The following is a 17,762-nucleotide window of genomic DNA, read 5'->3' as shown; positions in this document are numbered from 1 at the left end:
ACCGTCGATACTGCGCGACTGTCCGGGGCCAATCCCTACAACACCATCCTCGGCGCTGTCTCCGCCGGATAGCTCAACGCAGGGGGTGGGTAATTACGCGGCGCAGGCAAATATCGTCTACATGACTGGACCCAATTCTCCATGGGGTGTGGACGCCGATAATGAAGGCTCGGCCGAAGCCGCCATGAATACTGCGTTCGGCAGCGGCAACTGGTCGGCTTTCTACGGCTTTTCCGACTCGGTTTTCGGGGGCGGCAACAGCTTCGTCTATCTGGAAGGTGGCGACGGGGCCGGAATTGCGGATTTCTTTGCATCTGCCAACACCCGCACGGCCCTTGAGTCCTTCGTGCTTGCCGGTGGTGCTGTGTTCGTCAATGCAGCGCGCAACGATACATCGACGCCGTTCGACGTCGGCTTCGGGCTGACGCTCGTCGGCGCCAATTACAGCGATACGGGTTCGTTGACGAGCGCGGGCATCGAAGCCGGCCTTGGGAGCAATGGTGCGGGCACCGCCTGGAGCGGTAGTTCGTTCGGCCATGATTATGTCGTGTGCGCATTCGAAGCGGCATGCGAGGGCAATGTATCGACCTTCGTGACCGGCGACAGCGGCGACATCGTTGTTGGCGGCAGGTTTGGTGACGGCTATTTCGTTGCCGGTGGCCAGACGCTGCCCTATTTTCATCAGCCTTCAGAGGGAGCGGCAGCGCTTCGTGCCAACCAGCTGAACTTCGTGGCGTCGCTGGGCACGTCGGTCGGGGGCAGCGGGGTTGTGCCCGAGCCCGCGAGCTGGGCGATGCTTATCGCCGGCTTCGGCCTCACCGGTGCCGCATTGCGTCGTCGCCGGGCCGTGTTCGCCTAAACCTGCGCCTGTTGAAATAGGGGAGAGCCGTCCGCAAGGGCGGCTTTCGCTTTTCAGGGTGCATGGCTTGCGTCTAAGGTCCCCGGCATATTGCCGGGAGGATTGCATGAAAGCCGTTGTATGTGTGGAGCATGGTCCGCCTGAGCTGCTGCAGGTGAAGGACATGCCGCTTCCCGAGCCCGGCCGAGGCCAGGTGCGGGTGAAGGTGGAAGCCGCCGGCGTCAATTTTCCCGACACGCTGATCATCCAGAACCTCTACCAGTTCAAACCGGCACTGCCGTTCGTGCCGGGCGGCGAGGCTGCGGGCACGGTCGATGCCGTGGGGGAAGGCGTGACCGACCTGGCGCCCGGGGACCGGGTGGTGGCGATGACCGGCAACGGCTGCTTTGCCGAGTATCTCGTTGCCAACCGCGCGCAGATCGTGCCGGTGCCCGGCGCCATGCCGTCCGATGTCGCGGCCGGCTTCACCATGACCTATGGCACGTCGCACCATGCGCTCAAGCAGCGCGCGCGGCTGCAGCCCGGCGAGACGATGCTGGTGCTGGGGGCGGCCGGCGGCGTGGGACTGACCGCGGTGGAGCTGGGCAAGCTGATGGGCGCGCGGGTGATCGCAGCGGCCTCCACCGATGCCAAGCTGGCGCTGTGCCGCGACTATGGTGCGGATGAAACGATCAACTATTCCAGCGAAGATCTGAAGGAGCGCATCAAGGCGCTCACCGGCGGCAAGGGCGTCGATGTCATCTATGATCCGGTGGGGGACCGGTTGGCCGAGCCGGCGTTCCGCGGCATCGCCTGGAACGGCCGCTATCTGGTAGTGGGTTTTGCCGGCGGCGCCATCCCGTCGCTGCCGCTCAACCTGCCGCTCATCAAGGGGGCGAGCATCGTCGGCGTGTTCTGGGGCGCCTTCACCCAGGCCGAGCCCGCACTTCACCGCGAGAACATGGCCGAGCTGCTCGGCTGGTACGAGGCGGGCAAATTGAAGCCGCATGTGTCCCGGCATTTCAGCCTCGATGAAGGCCCGGCGGCGATCCGCTGGATGATGGACCGCAAGGCGACGGGCAAGGTTGTGCTGAAGATCTGACCAAATCGGGGAATTCGACATGACCGGACTTCGCGAGACCTATCCGCTGTACCTGGCCAACAAGGCCGAGCAGCCCAACACCGATCTGGTGGTGACCGACAAGTTCACCGGTCAGCCCGCCACCAGGGTGGCAATGGCCGATGCGGCCACCATCGATCGCGGCATCGCTGCTGCCGTCGCCGCCGCCGAGCCGATGGCGCGGATGGCGGCCTATGAACGGCAGGCGGTGCTGGCGCATTGCGTGACGCGCTTCACCGAGCGGCAGGACGAGCTGGCGCATGCGCTGTGCATCGAGGCCGGCAAGCCGATCCGCGATTCGCGCGGTGAGGTGGGGCGGCTGATCGACACCTTCCGCATTGCAGCCGAAGAGGCGGTGCGGATGACCGGCGAAGTGCAGCCGCTCGACATTTCGGCGCGCGCCAAGGGCTATCAGGGCATGTGGAAGCGCGTGCCGATCGGACCGTGCAGCTTTGTTTCGCCGTTCAACTTTCCCCTCAATCTGGCGGCGCACAAGATCGCGCCTGCGCTGGCCGTCGGCTGCCCGTTCGTGATGAAGCCCGCCAGCCGCACGCCGCTCGGTGCGATCATCATCGGCGAAGTTCTCGCCGAGACCGACCTGCCTGCCGGCGCCTTCTCGATCCTTCCAGCCCACCGCGAGGGGGCGGACCTGTTCACCACCGATCCGCGGCTGAAGCTGCTGTCCTTCACCGGCTCGCCCGATGTGGGCTGGGATCTCAAGGCGCGCGCGGGCAAGAAGAAGGTTGTGCTCGAACTCGGCGGCAATGCCGCGGTGATCATCGACCGCGATGCCGATCTCGATGACGCCGTCGAGCGCACGGTGTTCGGGGCCTTCTACCAATCGGGCCAGTCGTGCATCGGCGTCCAGCGCATCCTGGTGCATGCCGATGTCTACGAGGAATTTCGCGACCGGCTCGTGGCGAAGACGCGCACGCTGATTGCGGGCAACCCCGCCGAGGAGAGCACGTTCATCGGCCCGATGATCGACGTGAAGGAAGCGACGCGGCTCGATCGCTGGATTTCGGAAGCACGCGATGCCGGCGCCACGCTGCTGTGCGGCGGCGGCCGCCAGGGCGCGATGCTGGAAGCGACACTGCTGGAGGGTGTTCCGCGCAGTGCGAAACTCAACACCGAGGAGGCGTTCGGACCGGTCGCGTGCATCAGCCGCTTCCACAGCTTCGACGAGGCGCTGGAGGCAGTGAACGATTCGAAGTTCGGGCTGCAGGCGGGCATCTTCACCCGCGACCTGTTCCACATGCTGAAAGCCTGGGATGTGCTCGATGTCGGCGGCGTCGTCATCAACGACGTGCCGTCCTACCGCGTCGACAACATGCCCTATGGCGGCGTGAAGGATTCAGGCCTCGGCCGCGAAGGCGTGCGCTTCGCGATGGAAGACATGACCGAAATCCGCAACCTCGTCATCCGGCGGCGCCCGCAAGATTTGTGACCACAGATCCGAGACCGCTCATCGTCACGGCAGAGTTCGAACCGGCGATGCAGGGCTGGCTGGAGGGGCTTCGGCGCGCGAATTATCCCGCCGAACTCAACCGCGTGCCTGCACATCTGACGCTGTTTCACGCTATCCCCGGCAGTGCCGAGGCCGAAGTGGCACGGCGGCTGGCACTGCTGACAGCGCAAGCGCCGCCGTTGCCGGCGCGGCTGGCGGGGGTCAAGTCGCTCGGGCGTGGCGTGGCGATCCGCATCGAATGTGCAGCACTCGATGGCCTTCGCGAGGAGTTGGCCGACGCGCTGTGGCTGCTGCTTTCGGCGCAGGACCGGGCGGGGGTCCAACTGCATGTCACCGTGCAGAACAAGGCCGAGCCGCCGGCGGTGAAGCGGGCGCTGGCGAGCCTGACGCCGCTGCCCGAGCGACCGACGCACATCGCAGCCCTGCGGCTGTGGCGCTATCTCGGCGGGCCATGGGAAGCGCTTGGCCGCTGGCCCTTTCGCGGGCGTGTCCGTTGAGGTAGATGGGGCTCCATGATGATCAAGTCACTTCGCGTGCCGGCCCTTGTGGTGCTTTCGACGCTGGCGCTCGCCGGCTGCGCTTCGAACAAGCCGAAAAAAGACCAGGCGTATATCGCCCGCGATGTCGAGACGCTCTACAATGTGGCGAAAGATACGCTCGACCGGCGCAACTACAAGCTGGCGGGCGCCATGTTCGACGAGGTCGAGCGGCAGCATCCCTATTCGGTCTGGGCGCGGCGCGCGCAGCTGATGAGCAGCTTCTCCTATTATGTCGCCGGCGAATACAATGAGGCGATCGGCTCGGCGCAGCGCTTCCTGTCGCTGCATCCCGGCTCGCGCGAGGCACCCTATGCCTATTATATGGTGGCGGTGAGCTATTACGAGCAGATTTCCGGTGTCGAGCGCGACCAGAAGATCACCCAGCAGGCGCTGGATTCGCTCGGCGAGCTGATCCGCCGCTACCCCAACACCGATTATGCCGCCGATGCGCGGCTGAAGGTCGATCTGGCGCGTGACCATCTGGCCGGCAAGGAGATGGAGATCGGCCGCTTCTACCAGGTCCGTGGGCTGCATCTGGCGGCGAGCATCCGCTTTCGCAGCGTCATCGATCAATATGATACCACGAGCCACACGCCCGAGGCACTGCACCGGTTGGTGGAAAGCTATCTGCTGCTCGGCATTCCGGAAGAGGCGCAAAAGGCCGCTGCAGTGCTGGGCAGCAACTATCCCGGCTCGAAATGGTATGAGCGCAGCTATGCATTGATGCAGAAGCACGCGCCGCAACTCGCGAGCCGCTGATGGTCGCCACATTGACGGCCGCAGGGCTTTGCGGGCTGATTTTCATGTGGCTTTCAATCCGCGTTGTGGCGGTTCGGCGCAGTGCCAAGGTTTCGCTGGGCGATGGTGGGGATCTGCTGCTGCTCGGCCGCATTCGGGCGCATGCGAACTTCGCCGAATATGTGCCGATCATCCTGCTGTTGATGCTGGCCATCGAGCTTTCGCTCAAGGCCACGCCGCCGAAGCTGATGGTGCTGGCGTTGGCACTGCCCGTTGTGCGCATTGCTCATGCCTTCGGGCTGGCGAAGGACGGGGCCAACCCGTTGCGCGTGGTCGGAGCACTCGGGACCTGGATTCTGCTTGCCGGCCTTTCAGTCTGGGCGCTGATCGTCGCCGCCGGCTATTGAGCCAGCACGGCATCCGCCACAAAGGCATTGCTCCGGCGCTCATTCGCAAAATTGCTCATCGGGCCATGGCCGGGGACGAACGCCGTGTCGCCGCCCAGCGGCCAGAGGTGCGTGGTGATCGAGCGGATCAGATCACCATGATTGCCGCGCGGAAAATCGGTGCGGCCGATCGACCCCTGGAACAGCACATCGCCGACGATCGCCAGCTTCGAGGGCGCATGGTGGAAGACGATATGGCCCGGCGTATGGCCCGGGCAATGAAGCACATCGAGCACCAGCTCGCCCACCCTCACCTGGTCGCCGTGGTGAAGCCATCGATCGGGCGTGAAGGCGGTGGCGCCATCGACGCCATATTGCGCGCCGACCTCGGGCGCCATGTCGATCCAGAACTTGTCATCGGGATGCGGCCCTTCGATCGGCACCCCGAGCCGCTCGGCGAGCACGCCGGTCATGCCGCAATGATCGATGTGGCCATGGGTGACGAGCAGCTTCTCGACCGTAACGCCATGCTGTTTCGCCACCGCCATCAGCCGGTCGAGATCGCCGCCGGGATCGGTGAAGGCGCCGCGCATGGTTTTGGTGCACCAGATCAGGCAGCAATTCTGCTGCAGGGCGGTGACGGGGACGATGACGGCTTGCAGGGGAGGTTTGTCGGACATGCCCCCTCCTTAGCCGCGCGCGCCCCGAGAGAAAAGCGTCGCAGCCCTTTGTCGCGCGAGTGGTGGCGGGCTAGGGCAGGGGGGTGATCCCGGCTTCGCCCTTTGTCCTGCTCGATGACGCTGCCGCCGGGCAGGCGACGCTGTTCACCGAGCCGGTGGAAGCACTGTCGACGCGCACCCTGGATGGGGTGCAGGAGGTGCTGGCGCGGCTCGGCAGGGGCGAGAACTGGGCCGGGTTCATCGGCTTCGAGTCCGGGGCTGCACTCGAGTCCGGGGTGCCCGCGCGGCTGCCCCCCGGCGACGAGCCGCTGCTGTGGTTTGCCCGCTTTGCCCGCTGCGCGCCAGTGGTCGCCGACGACTGGCTTGCCGCTGCGCCACCCGATCCGGCGCCGCGGCTCGGTCCGGCCGTGCCGACGATCGCGGCGGCCGATCATGCTGCGGCGGTCGCGCGCATCCATGCGCTCATCGCGGCGGGCGATATCTACCAGGCCAATCTGACCTTTGCCGCCGAGGTTGCAGTGCATGGGCATCCGGCTGCGCTCTACCGGCGGCTGCGCGCCGGCAGCCGGGCGCCCTATGGCGCGCTGGTGTTCACGGGCGCGCACTGGTTGCTGAGCTTCTCGCCCGAATTGTTCTTCCGACTGGAAGGACGGCAACTGACGGCACGGCCGATGAAGGGCACCGCACTTCGTGGCGGCAATGCCGTTGAGGATTCGGCGCGGGCGGAAGCCCTGCTCAGCGACCCCAAGAACCGCGCAGAGAATCTGATGATCGTCGATCTGCTCCGCAACGACCTGTCGCGCGTGGCCACACAGGTGGCGGTGCCGGCGCTGTTCGAAGTGGAGACCTATCCGACGATTCTGCAGATGACCTCGACGATCACCGCCGAGGCGCGGCCGGGGATGGTGGCTGTCGATGTGCTGCGGGCGCTTTTCCCCTGCGGCTCGATCACCGGGGCGCCGAAGATCCGCAGCCTTCAGGTGATCGGGGATGTCGAGCCGGCGCCGCGCGGTGTCTACACCGGCAGCATCGGGGCCATCCATGGCAATGGCGATGCCCAGTTCAACGTCGCGATCCGCACGTTGGTGCTGCCGGTCGGGAGCAGCACCGCAAGGCTGGGGCTGGGCTCGGGCATCGTCGCCGACAGCGACCCCGCGGCGGAGTGGCAGGAGTGTCTCGACAAGGCCGGCTTCCTTGTGCGCCAGGGCCCTCCCGGCCTGATCGAGACGATGCGCTGCGAGGGCGGCGACTTGCCCGACCTCGACCGGCATCTGGCGCGCATGGCTGCAAGTGCGGCCTTCCTGGGCCATCGTTTCGACGCGGGACGGGTGGCTGACGCGGTGCGCGCCGCTGCCACGGGGCATGATGGCCGGGTGCGACTGCTGCTCGCGCCGTCCGGCGCCATCGCGGTGCAATGCGGCCCGCTGCCGCCGGCCCTTGCCGAGCCGGTGCCGGTGGGGCTCGCCTCGCTTCCGGTCGATGCGGCCGACTGGCGGCTGCGCCACAAGACCAGCGACCGCGCGTTCTACGATGCCGCACGCCGCGCCGGTGGTGCGCCCGAAGTGCTGCTGGTGCGCCCCGATGGGCTGATTACCGAGGGCAGCTTTACGAGTCTGTTCGTCGAGCGCGGTGGCCGGTTGCTCACTCCGCCACTCGCACTCGGCTTGCTGCCGGGCATTTTGCGCGCAAGGTTGCTCGCCGAAGGCATGACGGAGGAAGCCGAACTGACGAAATCCGACCTTTCGGATGGGTTTTTCATCGGCAATGCACTCCGGGGGTTGATGCGCGCGCATTTGGCTCGCTAAACGACACAAGATTTCTCCAGAGGAGCCGGGGCCATGCAAAAACTTTCCGCCGCCATCCAGCGCATCAACCCGAGCCCGACGATCGCCGTCACCAACAAGGCAGCGGAGTTGAAGGCGGCCGGGCGGGACATCATCGGCCTGGGGGCCGGGGAGCCCGATTTCGACACGCCCGATTTCGTCAAGGAGGCCGCCATCGCCGCTATCCGCGCCGGCCAGACCAAATATACCGCCGTCGATGGCACGCCCGAGCTGAAGCGTGCCATCCAGGCGAAGTTCCGTCGTGACAATGGCCTCGATTATGGCCTCGACCAGATCACCGTGAATGTCGGCGGCAAGCAGACGATCTTCAACGCGCTTCTCGCCACCCTCGACCCCGGCGACGAGGTGGTGATCCCCGCCCCCTATTGGGTCAGCTACCCCGATATCGTCAGCTACACCGGCGCCACGCCGGTGGTCGTGCCCTGCACGTTCGAGAACGACTTCAAGCTGAGTCCCTCGCAACTCGATGCCGCGATCACCCCTGCCACCAAATGGCTGATCTTCAACTCGCCCTCCAACCCGACCGGCGCCGCTTATTCGCGCGACGAGCTCAAGGCGCTCACGCAAGTGCTCCTCAAGCACCCGCAGGTGATGATCCTCGCCGACGATATGTATGAGCATATCGTCTATGACGGCTTCGAATTCACGACGATGGCGCAGGTCGAGCCGGCCCTTTACGATCGCACGCTCACCGTCAATGGTGCCTCCAAGGCCTATGCCATGACCGGCTGGCGCATCGGCTATGCCGGCGGGCCCGCCTGGCTGATTAAGGCGATGGCCAAGCTCCAGTCCCAGTCCACCAGCAACCCCTGCTCGATCAGCATGGCGGCGGTGGTGGCGGCGCTGAACGGTGACCAGAGCTTCCTGGCCGCGCGCAACGAGGCGTTCGTCAAGCGGCGGGATCTGGTGGTGTCGATGCTCAACCAGACGCCGGGCCTGCGCTGCCCGCGGCCCGAAGGCGCCTTTTACGTCTACCCCGATTGCGCCGGGCTGATCGGCAAGACCACGCCGCAGGGCAAGACGCTCGCCACCGATGAAGACGTGGCGGCCTATCTGCTCGAAACCGAGGGCGTGGCGGTGGTGCACGGTGCCGCCTTCGGCCTCTCGCCGGCCTTCCGCATCAGCTACGCAACCTCGGACGCGGTGCTGCTTGACGCGTGCACGCGCATCCAGCGCGCAGTGGGGGCGTTGCGCTGAGGCAAACAAAGGGAGCCGGCGCGTGCCGACCCAAGGCACGCGCCGGTTCCCAGCGTATCAGTTGCTGACGAGACGCAGCGAGTTGCGGCGGCGCATGCTGGCGCCGACGAGACCGAAGCCGGCAATGAGCATGGCCCAGGACGCGGGCTCGGGCACCGCGCCGGCGGCAATCGCCGAAATGGTGAGCACCGATCGCCCGGAGACAAGGCTGTTCAAGGTGAACGTGCCGGGCGCGAAGGTTGGGTTCTGCGTGGTCCCACCGAAAATGACCGGCCCGACGAACTGGGTGAAGCCGAGGCCCGGCGCTTGAATGTTCAGAGCAGCGGCAGAAAATATGCCGTCGCTGCGGCCGAAGTTGATGAGGCTGGCCGTGGTTTCAACTCCGTTGAAGGTTCCACTGACGTTGGTGAAGTTTGTTTGCAGACTGGTGAAACTGGACGGCGCGGGCATTGAATCGAGCGTGAAGCTGGCATTGCGCGAGCCTTCAAGCGTGAAGAGCAATGGCACCGCCTGTGCGCCTTGGGGGATAGTGGTGGCGACAAGCGCCATGACAGCGAGCGACCGAAGAGACATGAACACAACTCCTTACAACACTGCAGTACAGCAGCATCGGAGCTACGACTGACGCGCGAGCCAGTTGCGATATTGTGTAAATTAAACTTTCGACCTCGTTAAAGTGCGACGGCGTTGGCCGCTGCCTGCACACGCATCCAACGGTGCATCGGGCGCGAGCATCCCTGCGGCGGTGACGCAGGCTGTGTCTGGCGTTGCCCTCGGCTAGAGCTGGCGGATGAGCAATCGGGAATCGGCAGTACCGCGCGGGCGGCTGGCACGGCTGGCGCGTTTCAGCGCGCTGGCCGGCGGCATTGCCGGGCGTGCCGCGGTGCAGGGCGCGCGGCAATGGGCAACGGGCACGAAGCCCGATGCCGCCACGCTGTTGCTGACCCCTGCCAACATCGGCCGCATCACCGATGAGCTGGCGCGGCTGCGCGGGGCGGCGATGAAGATGGGCCAGCTGGTGTCGATGGATTCGGGCGAGTTTCTGCCGCCCGAGCTGGGGCAGATCATGGCGCGGCTGCGCGAGGATGCGCAGGCGATGCCGCCGAAGCAGTTGAAATCGGTGCTCGATCGCAACTGGGGGCCGGGCTGGCTGGCGAAGTTCGAGCGCTTCGATGTGCGCCCCATTGCGGCGGCCTCGATCGGCCAGGTGCACCGGGCGCGATTGAAGGATGGCCGCGATCTGGCGATCAAGGTGCAATATCCCGGGGTGCGCGCCAGCATCGACAGCGATGTCGACAATGTGGGGTCGCTGATGCGCCTTTCCGGACTCGTGCCGGCGCATGTCGATGTGGCGTCGCTGCTCGGCGAGGCAAAGCGCCAGCTGCATGAGGAGGCGGACTATCTGCGTGAAGCAGACAGTCTGGCCGCGTTCGGCCGGTTGCTGGCGCATGCGCCGGAGTTTCGGGTGCCGGGGCTGGAGGCGGGGCTCACCACGGTCGATGTGCTGGCGATGGAGTTCCTCCCCGGCCAGCCGATCGAGGCGCTTGCCACCGCGGACCAGGCGCTGCGGGACAGGGTGATGACGGCTATGATGGCGCTGGTGCTGCGCGAGCTGTTCGAGTTCCGGCTGATGCAGACCGATCCGAATTTCGCCAACTATCGCTGGAATGCCGAGACGGGCCGCATCGTGCTGCTCGATTTCGGCGCCACCCGCATCGTGCCGCAGCCTGTCGCCGATGCCTATCGCCGCCTCATGCAGGCCGGGCTGGCGGGGGACCGTTGCGAAGCGATGGCGGCGGCCCTCTCCATCGGCCTGTTCGGCGCCGACACCGATGCCGTGTCGCAAGGGCGGGTGATCGACATGTTCCAGACGGCATTTGCGCCGATCGCTGCGGGGGACGTATTCGATTTCAGCACCACCGACGTGGCGGCCCGGCTGCGCGAGGATGGCTTGGCGCTGGCGCAGGACCGCAGCTTCTGGCACCTGCCGCCGGCCGATACGCTGTTCCTGCAGCGCAAGTTCGGCGGGCTTTTCCTGCTCGGCAGCCGCCTCAAGGCCAGGGTCGATGTGCGGGCGCTGATGCTGCCCTGGGCAAATGCCCAGGCCAGGGGCGCTTTCTGATTGAACCGGATTTTCGCCTGAGGCCTGCGGGCGCGCGGCACCCGGCAAAGCGAGGCACAGCAGGTCCGATTGGCATTCGGTCCCAACAGCGGTATGGGCTTGGCCTTGCTCGCTGCGGGATTGCCGATGGTGGACGGTTCAGGCATTCTTGTGGTTGTGCCGTGCCTTGACGAGGCGGAAACGCTGCCGGACCTGCTCCCGCGGCTGGTGGCGGAGACTCCGGGCGCCCTCATCGTCGTCGCCGATGGTGGCAGTCGCGATGGCAGCCAGGCGATTGTTGCCGAAATCGCTGCAAAGTCGCCTTCGGTGCGATTGCTCGACAATCCACGGCGCATCCAGAGCGCCGGCATCAACCTGGCTGTCGAGACCTTCGGCGCAGGCCGGGAATGGCTCGTCCGAGTCGATGCCCATTGCGATTATCCGCCGTACTATGTCGCGCGTTTGCTCGCCGCGGCACGGCAGCACGGCGCCGACAGCGTCGTCGTGCCGATGACGACCGCGGGGCAGGGGTGTTTCCAGCAGGCAGCGGCGGCGGCGCAGAATTCGGTGCTGGGCACCGGTGGTGCTGCGCACCGGCATCTCGGTGCCGGACGGTTCGTCGAGCATGGCCATCATGCCCTCATGAAGCTGGACAGGTTCGTGGCGGTGGGAGGCTATGACCCCGGCTTCTCGCACAACGAAGATGCCGAGCTCGACGTGCGCCTTGGTGCTGCGGGTGCCCGGTTGTGGCTGGAGCCCGGCGCGGCGCTCGTCTACGCGCCGAGGCGCACGCCGCGCGCCCTGCTGCGGCAGTACTTCAACTATGGCCAGGGGCGGGCGCGGACGGTTGCCAAGCACCGACTGCGGTTGCGAATGCGCCAGCGCCTGCCGCTCGTCATCGCACCGCTCGTGGGGCTTGCCGTGCTTGGCGTGGCGCTGGTGCCGATACTGCCGGCCATGGCGCTGCTGGCGGTCCCCATGCTGGCCTGGGCCCTGCTCGCGATCGGTTACGGGATCGCTTTGGGCATCGGGTCGCGCTCGAAATGCATCGCGATGGCGGGGCTTGCGGCGATGATCATGCACATCGGCTGGTCTGCCGGTTATTGGCGGCGGCTACTGTCGTTTGGCTAATTAGACTTACGGCTAGGTTGCGAAATCTGCCAATAACAAATTATATAAACGTTAGTTTTTGGGTGTTGCTTGGGGGTGACCATGAAACCGACGTGGCGTCGCACAATGTCGTCCGTTGCCGCGGCAGGGTTCTTCCTGCTCTCCGGGTGCGACAAGCAGCCTGGGGGGCAGGTCGTCGCGGTTGTCGGCAAGGAGGAGGTCACCCTCAAGGAGTTGCGTGCCGAAGCGCGGACGCAGCCGGACTCCTCGGGGCCGGAGGTCGAGGCGGCCAATGCAGCGGCGCTCAAGAAGCTCATCGATCGCAACGTGCTTGCCGATTACGCTCGTTCGGAAGGGCTTGATCGTGATCCGGACTATGTCGAGCGGCGCCGCCAGTTCGACCAGACCCTGCTGGCGGCACTCGCCATCCGGAAGCTGGCAGGCGCGCCGGCCACGCCGAGCGATGCCGAAGTGGAGGCATTTGTAGCGGACAATCCGACGCTTTTCGGCGGCCGGCAGCAGCTGGACCTCGAGGAGATCCGGATTCCGCGACCGTCCGACGCGGGCGTTGTCAGCAAGCTGACCGCGCTGCAAAGTCTCGACGCGATCGCGGCGCGCCTGCAGGCGCAGGGTATTGCGTTCGAACGCGGCAAGGCGGTGCTCGATACGGCAGCGGTCGATGCGGAGATCGGCAAGCAGATCGTGTCGCTTCCGGACGGGGAGGTGTTCGATATCACCCGCGAGGGCTCGACCTATTTCGCGATCATAACCGGGCGCCGCCCTGCTGCTGCCGACCGGGAGGCCTGGAAAGCGGCAGCGAGCCAGTTGCTGCAGCGCCAGCGATCGGGCACGGCGATCGAAGCCGAAGTCGCGCGGCTGCGAACGGCAGCGCGCATCCAATATGATACGGCGTACAAGCCGAAAACCGCGTCCTCGTGACCGACAGGGACGGCCGCTGACCCTCCGCCTCGCCTATTTCGTTCACGATCTGGGCGACGCAGCGGTGGCACGGCGGGTCATGATGCTGCATGCGGGCGGTGCTGTGGTGACCGTGCTGGGTTTTCGCCGCGATGCGGCGGCACCGCCGACGGTTGGCGGGGCGCGCACGATCGACCTTGGCCGCACGCGCGATGGCAGGCTGGTGCACCGCGCCTGGGCGGTGTTGCTCGTGGCACTGCGCCCTGCAGCGGTTCGCGCTGCGACTGCCGATGCCGATGTCCTCATGGCGCGCAATCTGGAGACGTTGCTGCTGGCGGTGCGGGTGCGCGGCACGCGCCGGCTGGTGTATGAGTGTCTCGATATCCACCGTTCCCTGCTCGGCAATGGCGTCGTGGCGCGGGGGATACAGGCCATCGAGCGGCGGCTGCTGGCTGCGGTCGATCTTGTCCTCACGAGCTCGCCACGCTTTGCGGACGATTACTTCCGCGATCGCCGTTCGCTGGCGGCGCCGATCAGGCTGGTCGAGAACAAGGTGCTGGCGATCGATGCCGGATCGGTGCCCGCAGCCGTGGACCGTGCCGGGGCGGGGCCGCCCTGGGTCATCGGCTGGTTCGGCATGTTGCGCTGCCGCCGCAGCCTCAAGGCACTGACCGCCCTTGTTCGCAATTCCGCAGGCCAGGTGCGGGTGGTGCTCGCGGGTGTTCCGTCCGAGCAGGAAGTCGGCGATCTGGCGGCGCATGTCGCCGGCGTGCCGGGCATGACATTCCTGGGTCGCTACAGGCCGTCCGGCTTGCCGCGGCTTTACGGGCGCGTCCACTTCGCCTGGGCCATCGACCATTTCGAAGAGGGCCTCAACTCCGCCTGGCTGTTGCCCAACCGGCTGTACGAGGCGCTTGCGCACGGAGCCGTGCCGATCGCCATCGACAGCGTGGAAACCGGGGCGTGGCTGGAGCGGCATGGCGTGGGCCTCACCATCGCTGAAGATGATGATGTCGTGGACCTGCTGCGGGCCATGACGCCCGGCCGGCTTGCTTCGGCGCGTGCCGCCGTCGATGCGCTGCCACGCTCGGCAGTGACCGCCGGCATCGGCGAGTGCCGGGCGCTTCTGGACGCCATTGCCGGAACGCGCATCCCCGAATTGCCAGCGAGGGTCAGAAATGCCGTTCCGCAATCCTGATGGTGTCGCCCGCGCGCACGATGATCGGCCCGCCCTTGCGCACGTCGATCAGTCGTTCGGCGGCTTCATTGGCGCGCTTGATGAAGATCTTGCGGGTGTTTGCACGGTAGCTGTAGCCGCCGGCCTGCGAAACTGCCTGGGCGATCGTCAATCCCGTCGAGACCGGATAATCGCCCGGACGCGCGACTTCGCCCAGAATGTAGAAGGGCCGGAAGGCGACGACCTGGATCGTCACACGCGGGTCCTTGAGATAGCCGTCGGCAAGCGCGGTCTTCAGCGCCGTCTGCAATTCCTCCACGGTCTTGTTGCTGGCGGCGAGATTCCCGACGAGCGGGAACGACAGGTTGCCGCCGCTGGTGATGACATAGTCGCCGGTCAGCCCATCCTCGCCGAATACGGAGATGCGAATGCGGTCCCCGGGGGCAAGGGTGTATTCGAGACTTTCGGCGGCAACGGGCGCATCCTGCGCAAGTGCGCGCAGCGGCAGGCCGCAATTGAAGGCGAGTGCCAGCATCAATATGTTCAACCGGGGCATCATCGTTCCACTCAAGCCGTTGTCAATTGCGACACCGCTGAATGGTACCGCAGGAAAAGAATATGCCATTGAGCAAAAAATGCCAGCATTTATTGAACATGCGTTGTCGGTCATTTCGACGAAAATGGCTGGATAATGCGTGAATACTAGCGCTGCGCCTGTTTCGGTGATCATTCCGGCGTGGAATGCTGCGCAAACCATTGCGCGCGCCGTCGCTTCGGCCCTGGATCAGCCTGAAGTGGGCGAGGTGGCGGTCGTCGATGATGCGTCGACCGACCTGACCGCGATTGCAGCCGGGACGGCAGACGATGGCACCGGTCGTTTGCGGATCATCCGGTCGGACCGCAACCGCGGCCCCGCAGCAGCACGCAACACCGGAATCGCTGCCACGACCGCGCCATTCGTGGCGATTCTCGATTCCGATGATTTCCTGCTGCCGCACCGGTTCGGCCCGTTGCTGGCGCAACCGGGCTGGGATGCGATTGCCGACAATCTCGTCTTCGTCGACGAAAGTCGTGTTGCCGGGTTCGATCCGGCCGCCGTCCGGGCGTTTGCGGGCGGCGTCGCGCCGCTGTCGCTGGCGGGGTTCGTGCTCGGAAATATCAGCGCCCGCGGTCGGCCGCGCGCCGAACTCGGCTTTGCAAAACCGGTGCTGCGGCGCGCCTTCCTCGAGGCGCATGCGCTGGGCTATGATGAGACGCTGCGGCTTGGCGAGGATTATGCCCTTTATGCGCGCATTCTTGCGCGCGGTGGCGTGTTCCTCACGTCACGGCAGTGCGGCTATGTCGCGGTCGAACGTGCCGCCTCGCTCAGCGGGCAACACCGCACCGGGGATCTGGCAGCACTGGCCGAATCGGATCGCAGGCTGCTTGCAGAGCCGGGACTCGACCCTGCCGGCCGGTCTGCGATCGAACGTCACCTGGCGCATGTCACCGCCAAGGCGCAGCACCGCGCGTTCCTCGATGTGCGGCGCACGCGCGGCATCATCCCGGCCGTCAAGGCGGCGCTGCGGCAGCCGGCGCAGGTGCCGGCGCTCGTCGAGGCCATCACGCGGGACAAGCTGCCGGCGCGTGCGCCGGCCCCAGTGGCCGAGGTGCGTTATCTTTTCGCCTGATGCCTCGGGATCGGCGGTGCCGATCGTGTCGGTCATCATCCCGACCTGGAACGCCGCGCGCCATCTCGAAGCGGCGGTGAGGTCGGCGATGGCGCAGACGCTGGCGGCGATCGAGATCATCATCGTCGACGATGGCTCCACCGATGCCACCGTGGCGCTTGCCGACCGGCTGGCCAGCATCGACGCGCGCATCCGGGTCGAGCGCAGCCGGCGCAACCTCGGCCCGGCGGGGGCGCGCAACCGCGCGCTGGCGCTGGCGAGCGGCATCTGGGTCGCAGTGCTCGACAGCGACGACATGATGGTTCCCCGGCGGTTGGAGGGGCTGGTCGCAGTTGGTGAAGCGCAGGGGGCGGACATCGTCGCCGATGACCTGATTGTCTTTGAAGACGGCGCGCCCGAGGCAGCCACGCTGTTTCTGGGTGGCAAGTTTCGTCCGGACTGGATCACCCTCCTCGACTATCTGGCAGCAACGGTGATGTACGGCGGCGGCCCCAACTTCGGCTATCTCAAGCCGATCGTGCGGCTGGCAGCACTGCGGGCGGGGGGCATCTACTATGACGCGCGGCTACGCATTGCCGAGGATGATGATTTCATCGTTCGTGCGTTGCTGGCTGGGCTCCGCTACTGGCTGCAGCCCGATCCCGGCTATGGCTACCGCCGCCATGCCGCGTCGATTTCGCACCGACTTTCGGGCGGGCATGCGCTGGCGATGCTGGCATCGAGCGGCGAGCTGCTGGCGGCAGAGGCCGGCCAACCACCGGAAGTGGTGCGGGCCCTCGCGGTGCGGCATGCGGCCATGCGCAAGGCCTGGGCCTTTGCCGGCTTCATCGAGGCCCTGAAGCTGCGCGATGCGGCGCGAGCCACCGCGCTCGTTCTCGCCGATCCGGCGCTTCTGAGCTTGCTCCATATGCCTGTCGGCGCGGCACTCGGCCGGCTGCGGCCAGGCTGGTTGCCGCGCCGGCCGGTGCGCGCGGTGCCCGCTGCAGTGGCTGCGCTGGCGACGATAATGCCGGGGGCGCCCGGTTCGCCGTCGCCGAGAACCCGACCGGAGGTGGAACGATGACCGAGATCATCGACGTCTGCATCTGCACCTTCCGCCGCGACTCTCTGCAGGCTACGCTGGCGTCGCTGGCGGAGCAGGTGCTGGCAGAGGGGGTGCAGCTTCGCGTCATCGTTGCCGACAATGACGACATGCCGGCCCGCCGTCCCGGGATCGAAGCCGCCGGCGCCGCATTCGGCCTTCAGCTCGTCTATGTCCATGCGCCGGCGCGCAACATTTCGGTGGCGCGCAATGCCTGCCTCGATGCGGCGCGGGCCGACTGGCTGGTGTTCATCGACGATGACGAGGTTGCGGCACCCGGATGGATCATGGCGCTGCTGCGTCGGCGGCAGGGTCATGACATCGTCTTCGGCGTTTCTCAGGCGCGCTATCCGCATCCGGGAACACCGGCGTGGGTGACCGAGGGTGATTTCCACTCCAATCGGATCGCCGGGAACGATCCGCCCTGGAACGGCTATACCGCCAATGTGCTGCTCGACCGCCGGATGATCGCGGCTTCCGGGCTGCGCTTCCAGCCCGCACTCGGCCAGACCGGCGGCGAGGACACGATGTTCTTCTTCGATGCGCAGCGCGCTGGCGCCCGCTTCGGCTATGCGCCCGATGCCATCGTCACCGAGGACACGCCGGTGGAGCGCGCAGGCTGGCAATGGCTTGCGCGGCGGCGCTTCCGCTCGGGGCAGGTGCATTACCTGTTGTTGCGCCGCGGTGGTGCCGGACGATTTGCGGGCATCGCGGCGGCCCCCAAGGCCATCGCCTGTTTTGCGCAGGCCCTTGTGGCGCTCCCCTCCCGCCGCCGCACCGCCGCGGCGGCGCTCAGGGGCATGCTCCATGTCGGTGTCCTGGCTTCGATGGCCGGCTATGCGCCGTACCGGGAATATGCCGAGCCATCGGTCGGTTAGAAAAGGGGATGAGGCAG

18 protein-coding genes and 1 pseudogene are annotated in these 17,762 nt (G+C 66.4%); 16 read left to right on the top strand and 3 right to left on the bottom strand.

Annotated features, from left to right (window positions below; all coding sequences use genetic code 11):
* Positions 1-184 precede the first annotated feature (184 nt).
* The 6 genes from FHS79_RS18670 to FHS79_RS03025 all read left to right on the top strand — a co-directional run bounded on the left by FHS79_RS18670 (position 185) and on the right by FHS79_RS03025 (position 5,110).
* Positions 185-859, top strand: coding sequence for a PEPxxWA-CTERM sorting domain-containing protein (locus tag FHS79_RS18670; protein ID WP_243452604.1), 675 nt, complete (start codon positions 185-187; stop codon positions 857-859).
* A 106-nt stretch (positions 860-965) separates the two neighbouring features.
* Positions 966-1,940, top strand: coding sequence for an NADPH:quinone oxidoreductase family protein (locus FHS79_RS03045; protein ID WP_184195150.1), 975 nt, complete (start codon positions 966-968; stop codon positions 1,938-1,940).
* 19 nt (positions 1,941-1,959) lie between these two features.
* Positions 1,960-3,405: an aldehyde dehydrogenase family protein gene (locus tag FHS79_RS03040; RefSeq protein ID WP_184195147.1), complete on the top strand. Its 1,446-nt coding sequence runs from the start codon at positions 1,960-1,962 to the stop codon at positions 3,403-3,405.
* Positions 3,402-3,923 carry a 2'-5' RNA ligase family protein gene (locus FHS79_RS03035; RefSeq protein WP_243453280.1) on the top strand — a complete coding sequence of 174 codons (522 nt, stop codon included), beginning with the start codon at positions 3,402-3,404 and terminating at the stop codon, positions 3,921-3,923. Before FHS79_RS03040 ends, FHS79_RS03035 begins: the two co-directional genes overlap by 4 nt.
* A gap of 15 nt (positions 3,924-3,938) precedes the next feature.
* Positions 3,939-4,724 (top strand): outer membrane protein assembly factor BamD, encoded by a 786-nt coding sequence (locus tag FHS79_RS03030; protein ID WP_184195144.1) that lies wholly within the window; start codon positions 3,939-3,941, stop codon positions 4,722-4,724.
* Positions 4,724-5,110 carry an MAPEG family protein gene (locus tag FHS79_RS03025; protein WP_207792194.1) on the top strand — a complete coding sequence of 129 codons (387 nt, stop codon included), beginning with the start codon at positions 4,724-4,726 and terminating at the stop codon, positions 5,108-5,110. Before FHS79_RS03030 ends, FHS79_RS03025 begins: the two co-directional genes overlap by 1 nt.
* Here the strand turns inward: FHS79_RS03025 and FHS79_RS03020 are convergent.
* The gene (locus FHS79_RS03020) at positions 5,104-5,769 is read right to left on the bottom strand and encodes an MBL fold metallo-hydrolase (protein ID WP_184195141.1); all 666 of its coding nucleotides are present in this window, start codon (positions 5,767-5,769) and stop codon (positions 5,104-5,106) included. The two genes, FHS79_RS03025 and FHS79_RS03020, sit on opposite strands and share 7 nt — an antisense overlap.
* An 83-nt stretch (positions 5,770-5,852) precedes the next feature.
* Here FHS79_RS03020 and pabB point away from each other — a divergent pair, with 83 nt between their 5' ends.
* Positions 5,853-7,574, top strand: a complete 1,722-nt coding sequence (gene pabB, locus FHS79_RS03015) for an aminodeoxychorismate synthase component I (RefSeq protein WP_243453281.1) — start codon at positions 5,853-5,855, stop codon at positions 7,572-7,574.
* Positions 7,575-7,607: 33 nt separating this feature from the next.
* Entirely contained in the window at positions 7,608-8,810 is a 1,203-nt protein-coding gene (locus tag FHS79_RS03010; protein WP_184195138.1) for a pyridoxal phosphate-dependent aminotransferase, read from the top strand.
* 57 nt (positions 8,811-8,867) lie between these two features.
* Here the strand turns inward: FHS79_RS03010 and FHS79_RS19395 are convergent.
* Positions 8,868-8,981: pseudogene (locus FHS79_RS19395) on the bottom strand (PEPxxWA-CTERM sorting domain-containing protein); the annotation flags it as partial.
* 619 nt (positions 8,982-9,600) lie between these two features.
* Here FHS79_RS19395 and FHS79_RS03000 point away from each other — a divergent pair.
* The 4 genes from FHS79_RS03000 to FHS79_RS02985 all read left to right on the top strand — a co-directional run bounded on the left by FHS79_RS03000 (position 9,601) and on the right by FHS79_RS02985 (position 14,137).
* A complete protein-coding gene (locus FHS79_RS03000) occupies positions 9,601-10,932 on the top strand; it encodes an ABC1 kinase family protein (RefSeq protein ID WP_184195135.1) in 1,332 nt (443 codons plus the stop codon).
* A gap of 126 nt (positions 10,933-11,058) precedes the next feature.
* A complete protein-coding gene (locus tag FHS79_RS02995) occupies positions 11,059-12,042 on the top strand; it encodes a glycosyltransferase family 2 protein (RefSeq protein ID WP_184195132.1) in 984 nt (327 codons plus the stop codon).
* A 105-nt stretch (positions 12,043-12,147) separates the two neighbouring features.
* The gene (locus FHS79_RS02990; protein WP_184195129.1) at positions 12,148-12,960 is read left to right on the top strand and encodes a hypothetical protein; all 813 of its coding nucleotides are present in this window, start codon (positions 12,148-12,150) and stop codon (positions 12,958-12,960) included.
* Positions 12,961-13,039: 79 nt separating this feature from the next.
* On the top strand, positions 13,040-14,137 hold the full coding sequence (locus tag FHS79_RS02985) for a glycosyltransferase family protein (RefSeq protein ID WP_184195126.1): 1,098 nt from the start codon (positions 13,040-13,042) through the stop codon (positions 14,135-14,137).
* On the opposite strand, the gene FHS79_RS02980 is transcribed toward FHS79_RS02985, so the two are convergent.
* Positions 14,112-14,663 (bottom strand): polysaccharide biosynthesis/export family protein, encoded by a 552-nt coding sequence (locus tag FHS79_RS02980; protein ID WP_188945074.1) that lies wholly within the window; start codon positions 14,661-14,663, stop codon positions 14,112-14,114. The two genes, FHS79_RS02985 and FHS79_RS02980, sit on opposite strands and share 26 nt — an antisense overlap.
* On the opposite strand from FHS79_RS02980, the gene FHS79_RS02975 reads away from it, so the two are divergent.
* Genes FHS79_RS02975 through FHS79_RS02960 form a run of 4 tightly spaced genes read left to right on the top strand, consistent with a single transcriptional unit; the run spans position 14,656 to position 17,745 of the window.
* Positions 14,656-14,808 carry a hypothetical protein gene (locus FHS79_RS02975; RefSeq protein ID WP_188945075.1) on the top strand — a complete coding sequence of 51 codons (153 nt, stop codon included), beginning with the start codon at positions 14,656-14,658 and terminating at the stop codon, positions 14,806-14,808. The two genes, FHS79_RS02980 and FHS79_RS02975, sit on opposite strands and share 8 nt — an antisense overlap.
* Positions 14,809-14,811: 3 nt before the next feature.
* Positions 14,812-15,786 (top strand): glycosyltransferase family 2 protein, encoded by a 975-nt coding sequence (locus FHS79_RS19275; protein ID WP_184195117.1) that lies wholly within the window; start codon positions 14,812-14,814, stop codon positions 15,784-15,786.
* 16 nt (positions 15,787-15,802) lie between these two features.
* A complete protein-coding gene (locus FHS79_RS02965; RefSeq protein ID WP_184195114.1) occupies positions 15,803-16,849 on the top strand; it encodes a glycosyltransferase family 2 protein in 1,047 nt (348 codons plus the stop codon).
* Complete coding sequence (locus FHS79_RS02960; RefSeq protein WP_184195111.1) at positions 16,846-17,745, top strand: glycosyltransferase family 2 protein; 900 nt, start codon at positions 16,846-16,848, stop codon at positions 17,743-17,745. The genes FHS79_RS02965 and FHS79_RS02960 overlap by 4 nt, the downstream gene beginning before the upstream one ends.
* Positions 17,746-17,762 lie beyond the last annotated feature (17 nt).

Origin of the sequence: Polymorphobacter multimanifer, from assembly GCF_014205635.1 — a bacterium.
Lineage (GTDB): Bacteria > Pseudomonadota > Alphaproteobacteria > Sphingomonadales > Sphingomonadaceae > Sandarakinorhabdus > Sandarakinorhabdus multimanifer.
The sequence above is the reverse complement of the archived record's forward strand: the minus strand, read 5'-3'. Positions and strand labels throughout refer to the sequence as shown.

Excerpts from the sequence above, each read along its gene's own strand:
- FHS79_RS02990 (WP_184195129.1), top strand. The coding sequence starts at position 12,148 with ATGTCGTCCGTTGCCGCGGCAGGGTTCTTCCTGCTCTCCGGGTGCGAC.
- FHS79_RS18670 (WP_243452604.1), top strand. The coding sequence starts at position 185 with ATGAATACTGCGTTCGGCAGCGGCAACTGGTCGGCTTTCTACGGCTTT.
- FHS79_RS02975 (WP_188945075.1), top strand. The coding sequence starts at position 14,656 with ATGTTCAACCGGGGCATCATCGTTCCACTCAAGCCGTTGTCAATTGCG.
- FHS79_RS02985 (WP_184195126.1), top strand. The coding sequence starts at position 13,040 with ATGATGCTGCATGCGGGCGGTGCTGTGGTGACCGTGCTGGGTTTTCGC.
- FHS79_RS03025 (WP_207792194.1), top strand. The coding sequence starts at position 4,724 with ATGGTCGCCACATTGACGGCCGCAGGGCTTTGCGGGCTGATTTTCATG.
- FHS79_RS02995 (WP_184195132.1), top strand. The coding sequence starts at position 11,059 with ATGGTGGACGGTTCAGGCATTCTTGTGGTTGTGCCGTGCCTTGACGAG.
- FHS79_RS03030 (WP_184195144.1), top strand. The coding sequence starts at position 3,939 with ATGATGATCAAGTCACTTCGCGTGCCGGCCCTTGTGGTGCTTTCGACG.
- FHS79_RS03010 (WP_184195138.1), top strand. The coding sequence starts at position 7,608 with ATGCAAAAACTTTCCGCCGCCATCCAGCGCATCAACCCGAGCCCGACG.
- FHS79_RS02960 (WP_184195111.1), top strand. The coding sequence starts at position 16,846 with ATGACCGAGATCATCGACGTCTGCATCTGCACCTTCCGCCGCGACTCT.
- FHS79_RS03020 (WP_184195141.1), bottom strand. The coding sequence starts at position 5,769 with ATGTCCGACAAACCTCCCCTGCAAGCCGTCATCGTCCCCGTCACCGCC.
- FHS79_RS03040 (WP_184195147.1), top strand. The coding sequence starts at position 1,960 with ATGACCGGACTTCGCGAGACCTATCCGCTGTACCTGGCCAACAAGGCC.
- FHS79_RS03000 (WP_184195135.1), top strand. The coding sequence starts at position 9,601 with ATGAGCAATCGGGAATCGGCAGTACCGCGCGGGCGGCTGGCACGGCTG.
- FHS79_RS03045 (WP_184195150.1), top strand. The coding sequence starts at position 966 with ATGAAAGCCGTTGTATGTGTGGAGCATGGTCCGCCTGAGCTGCTGCAG.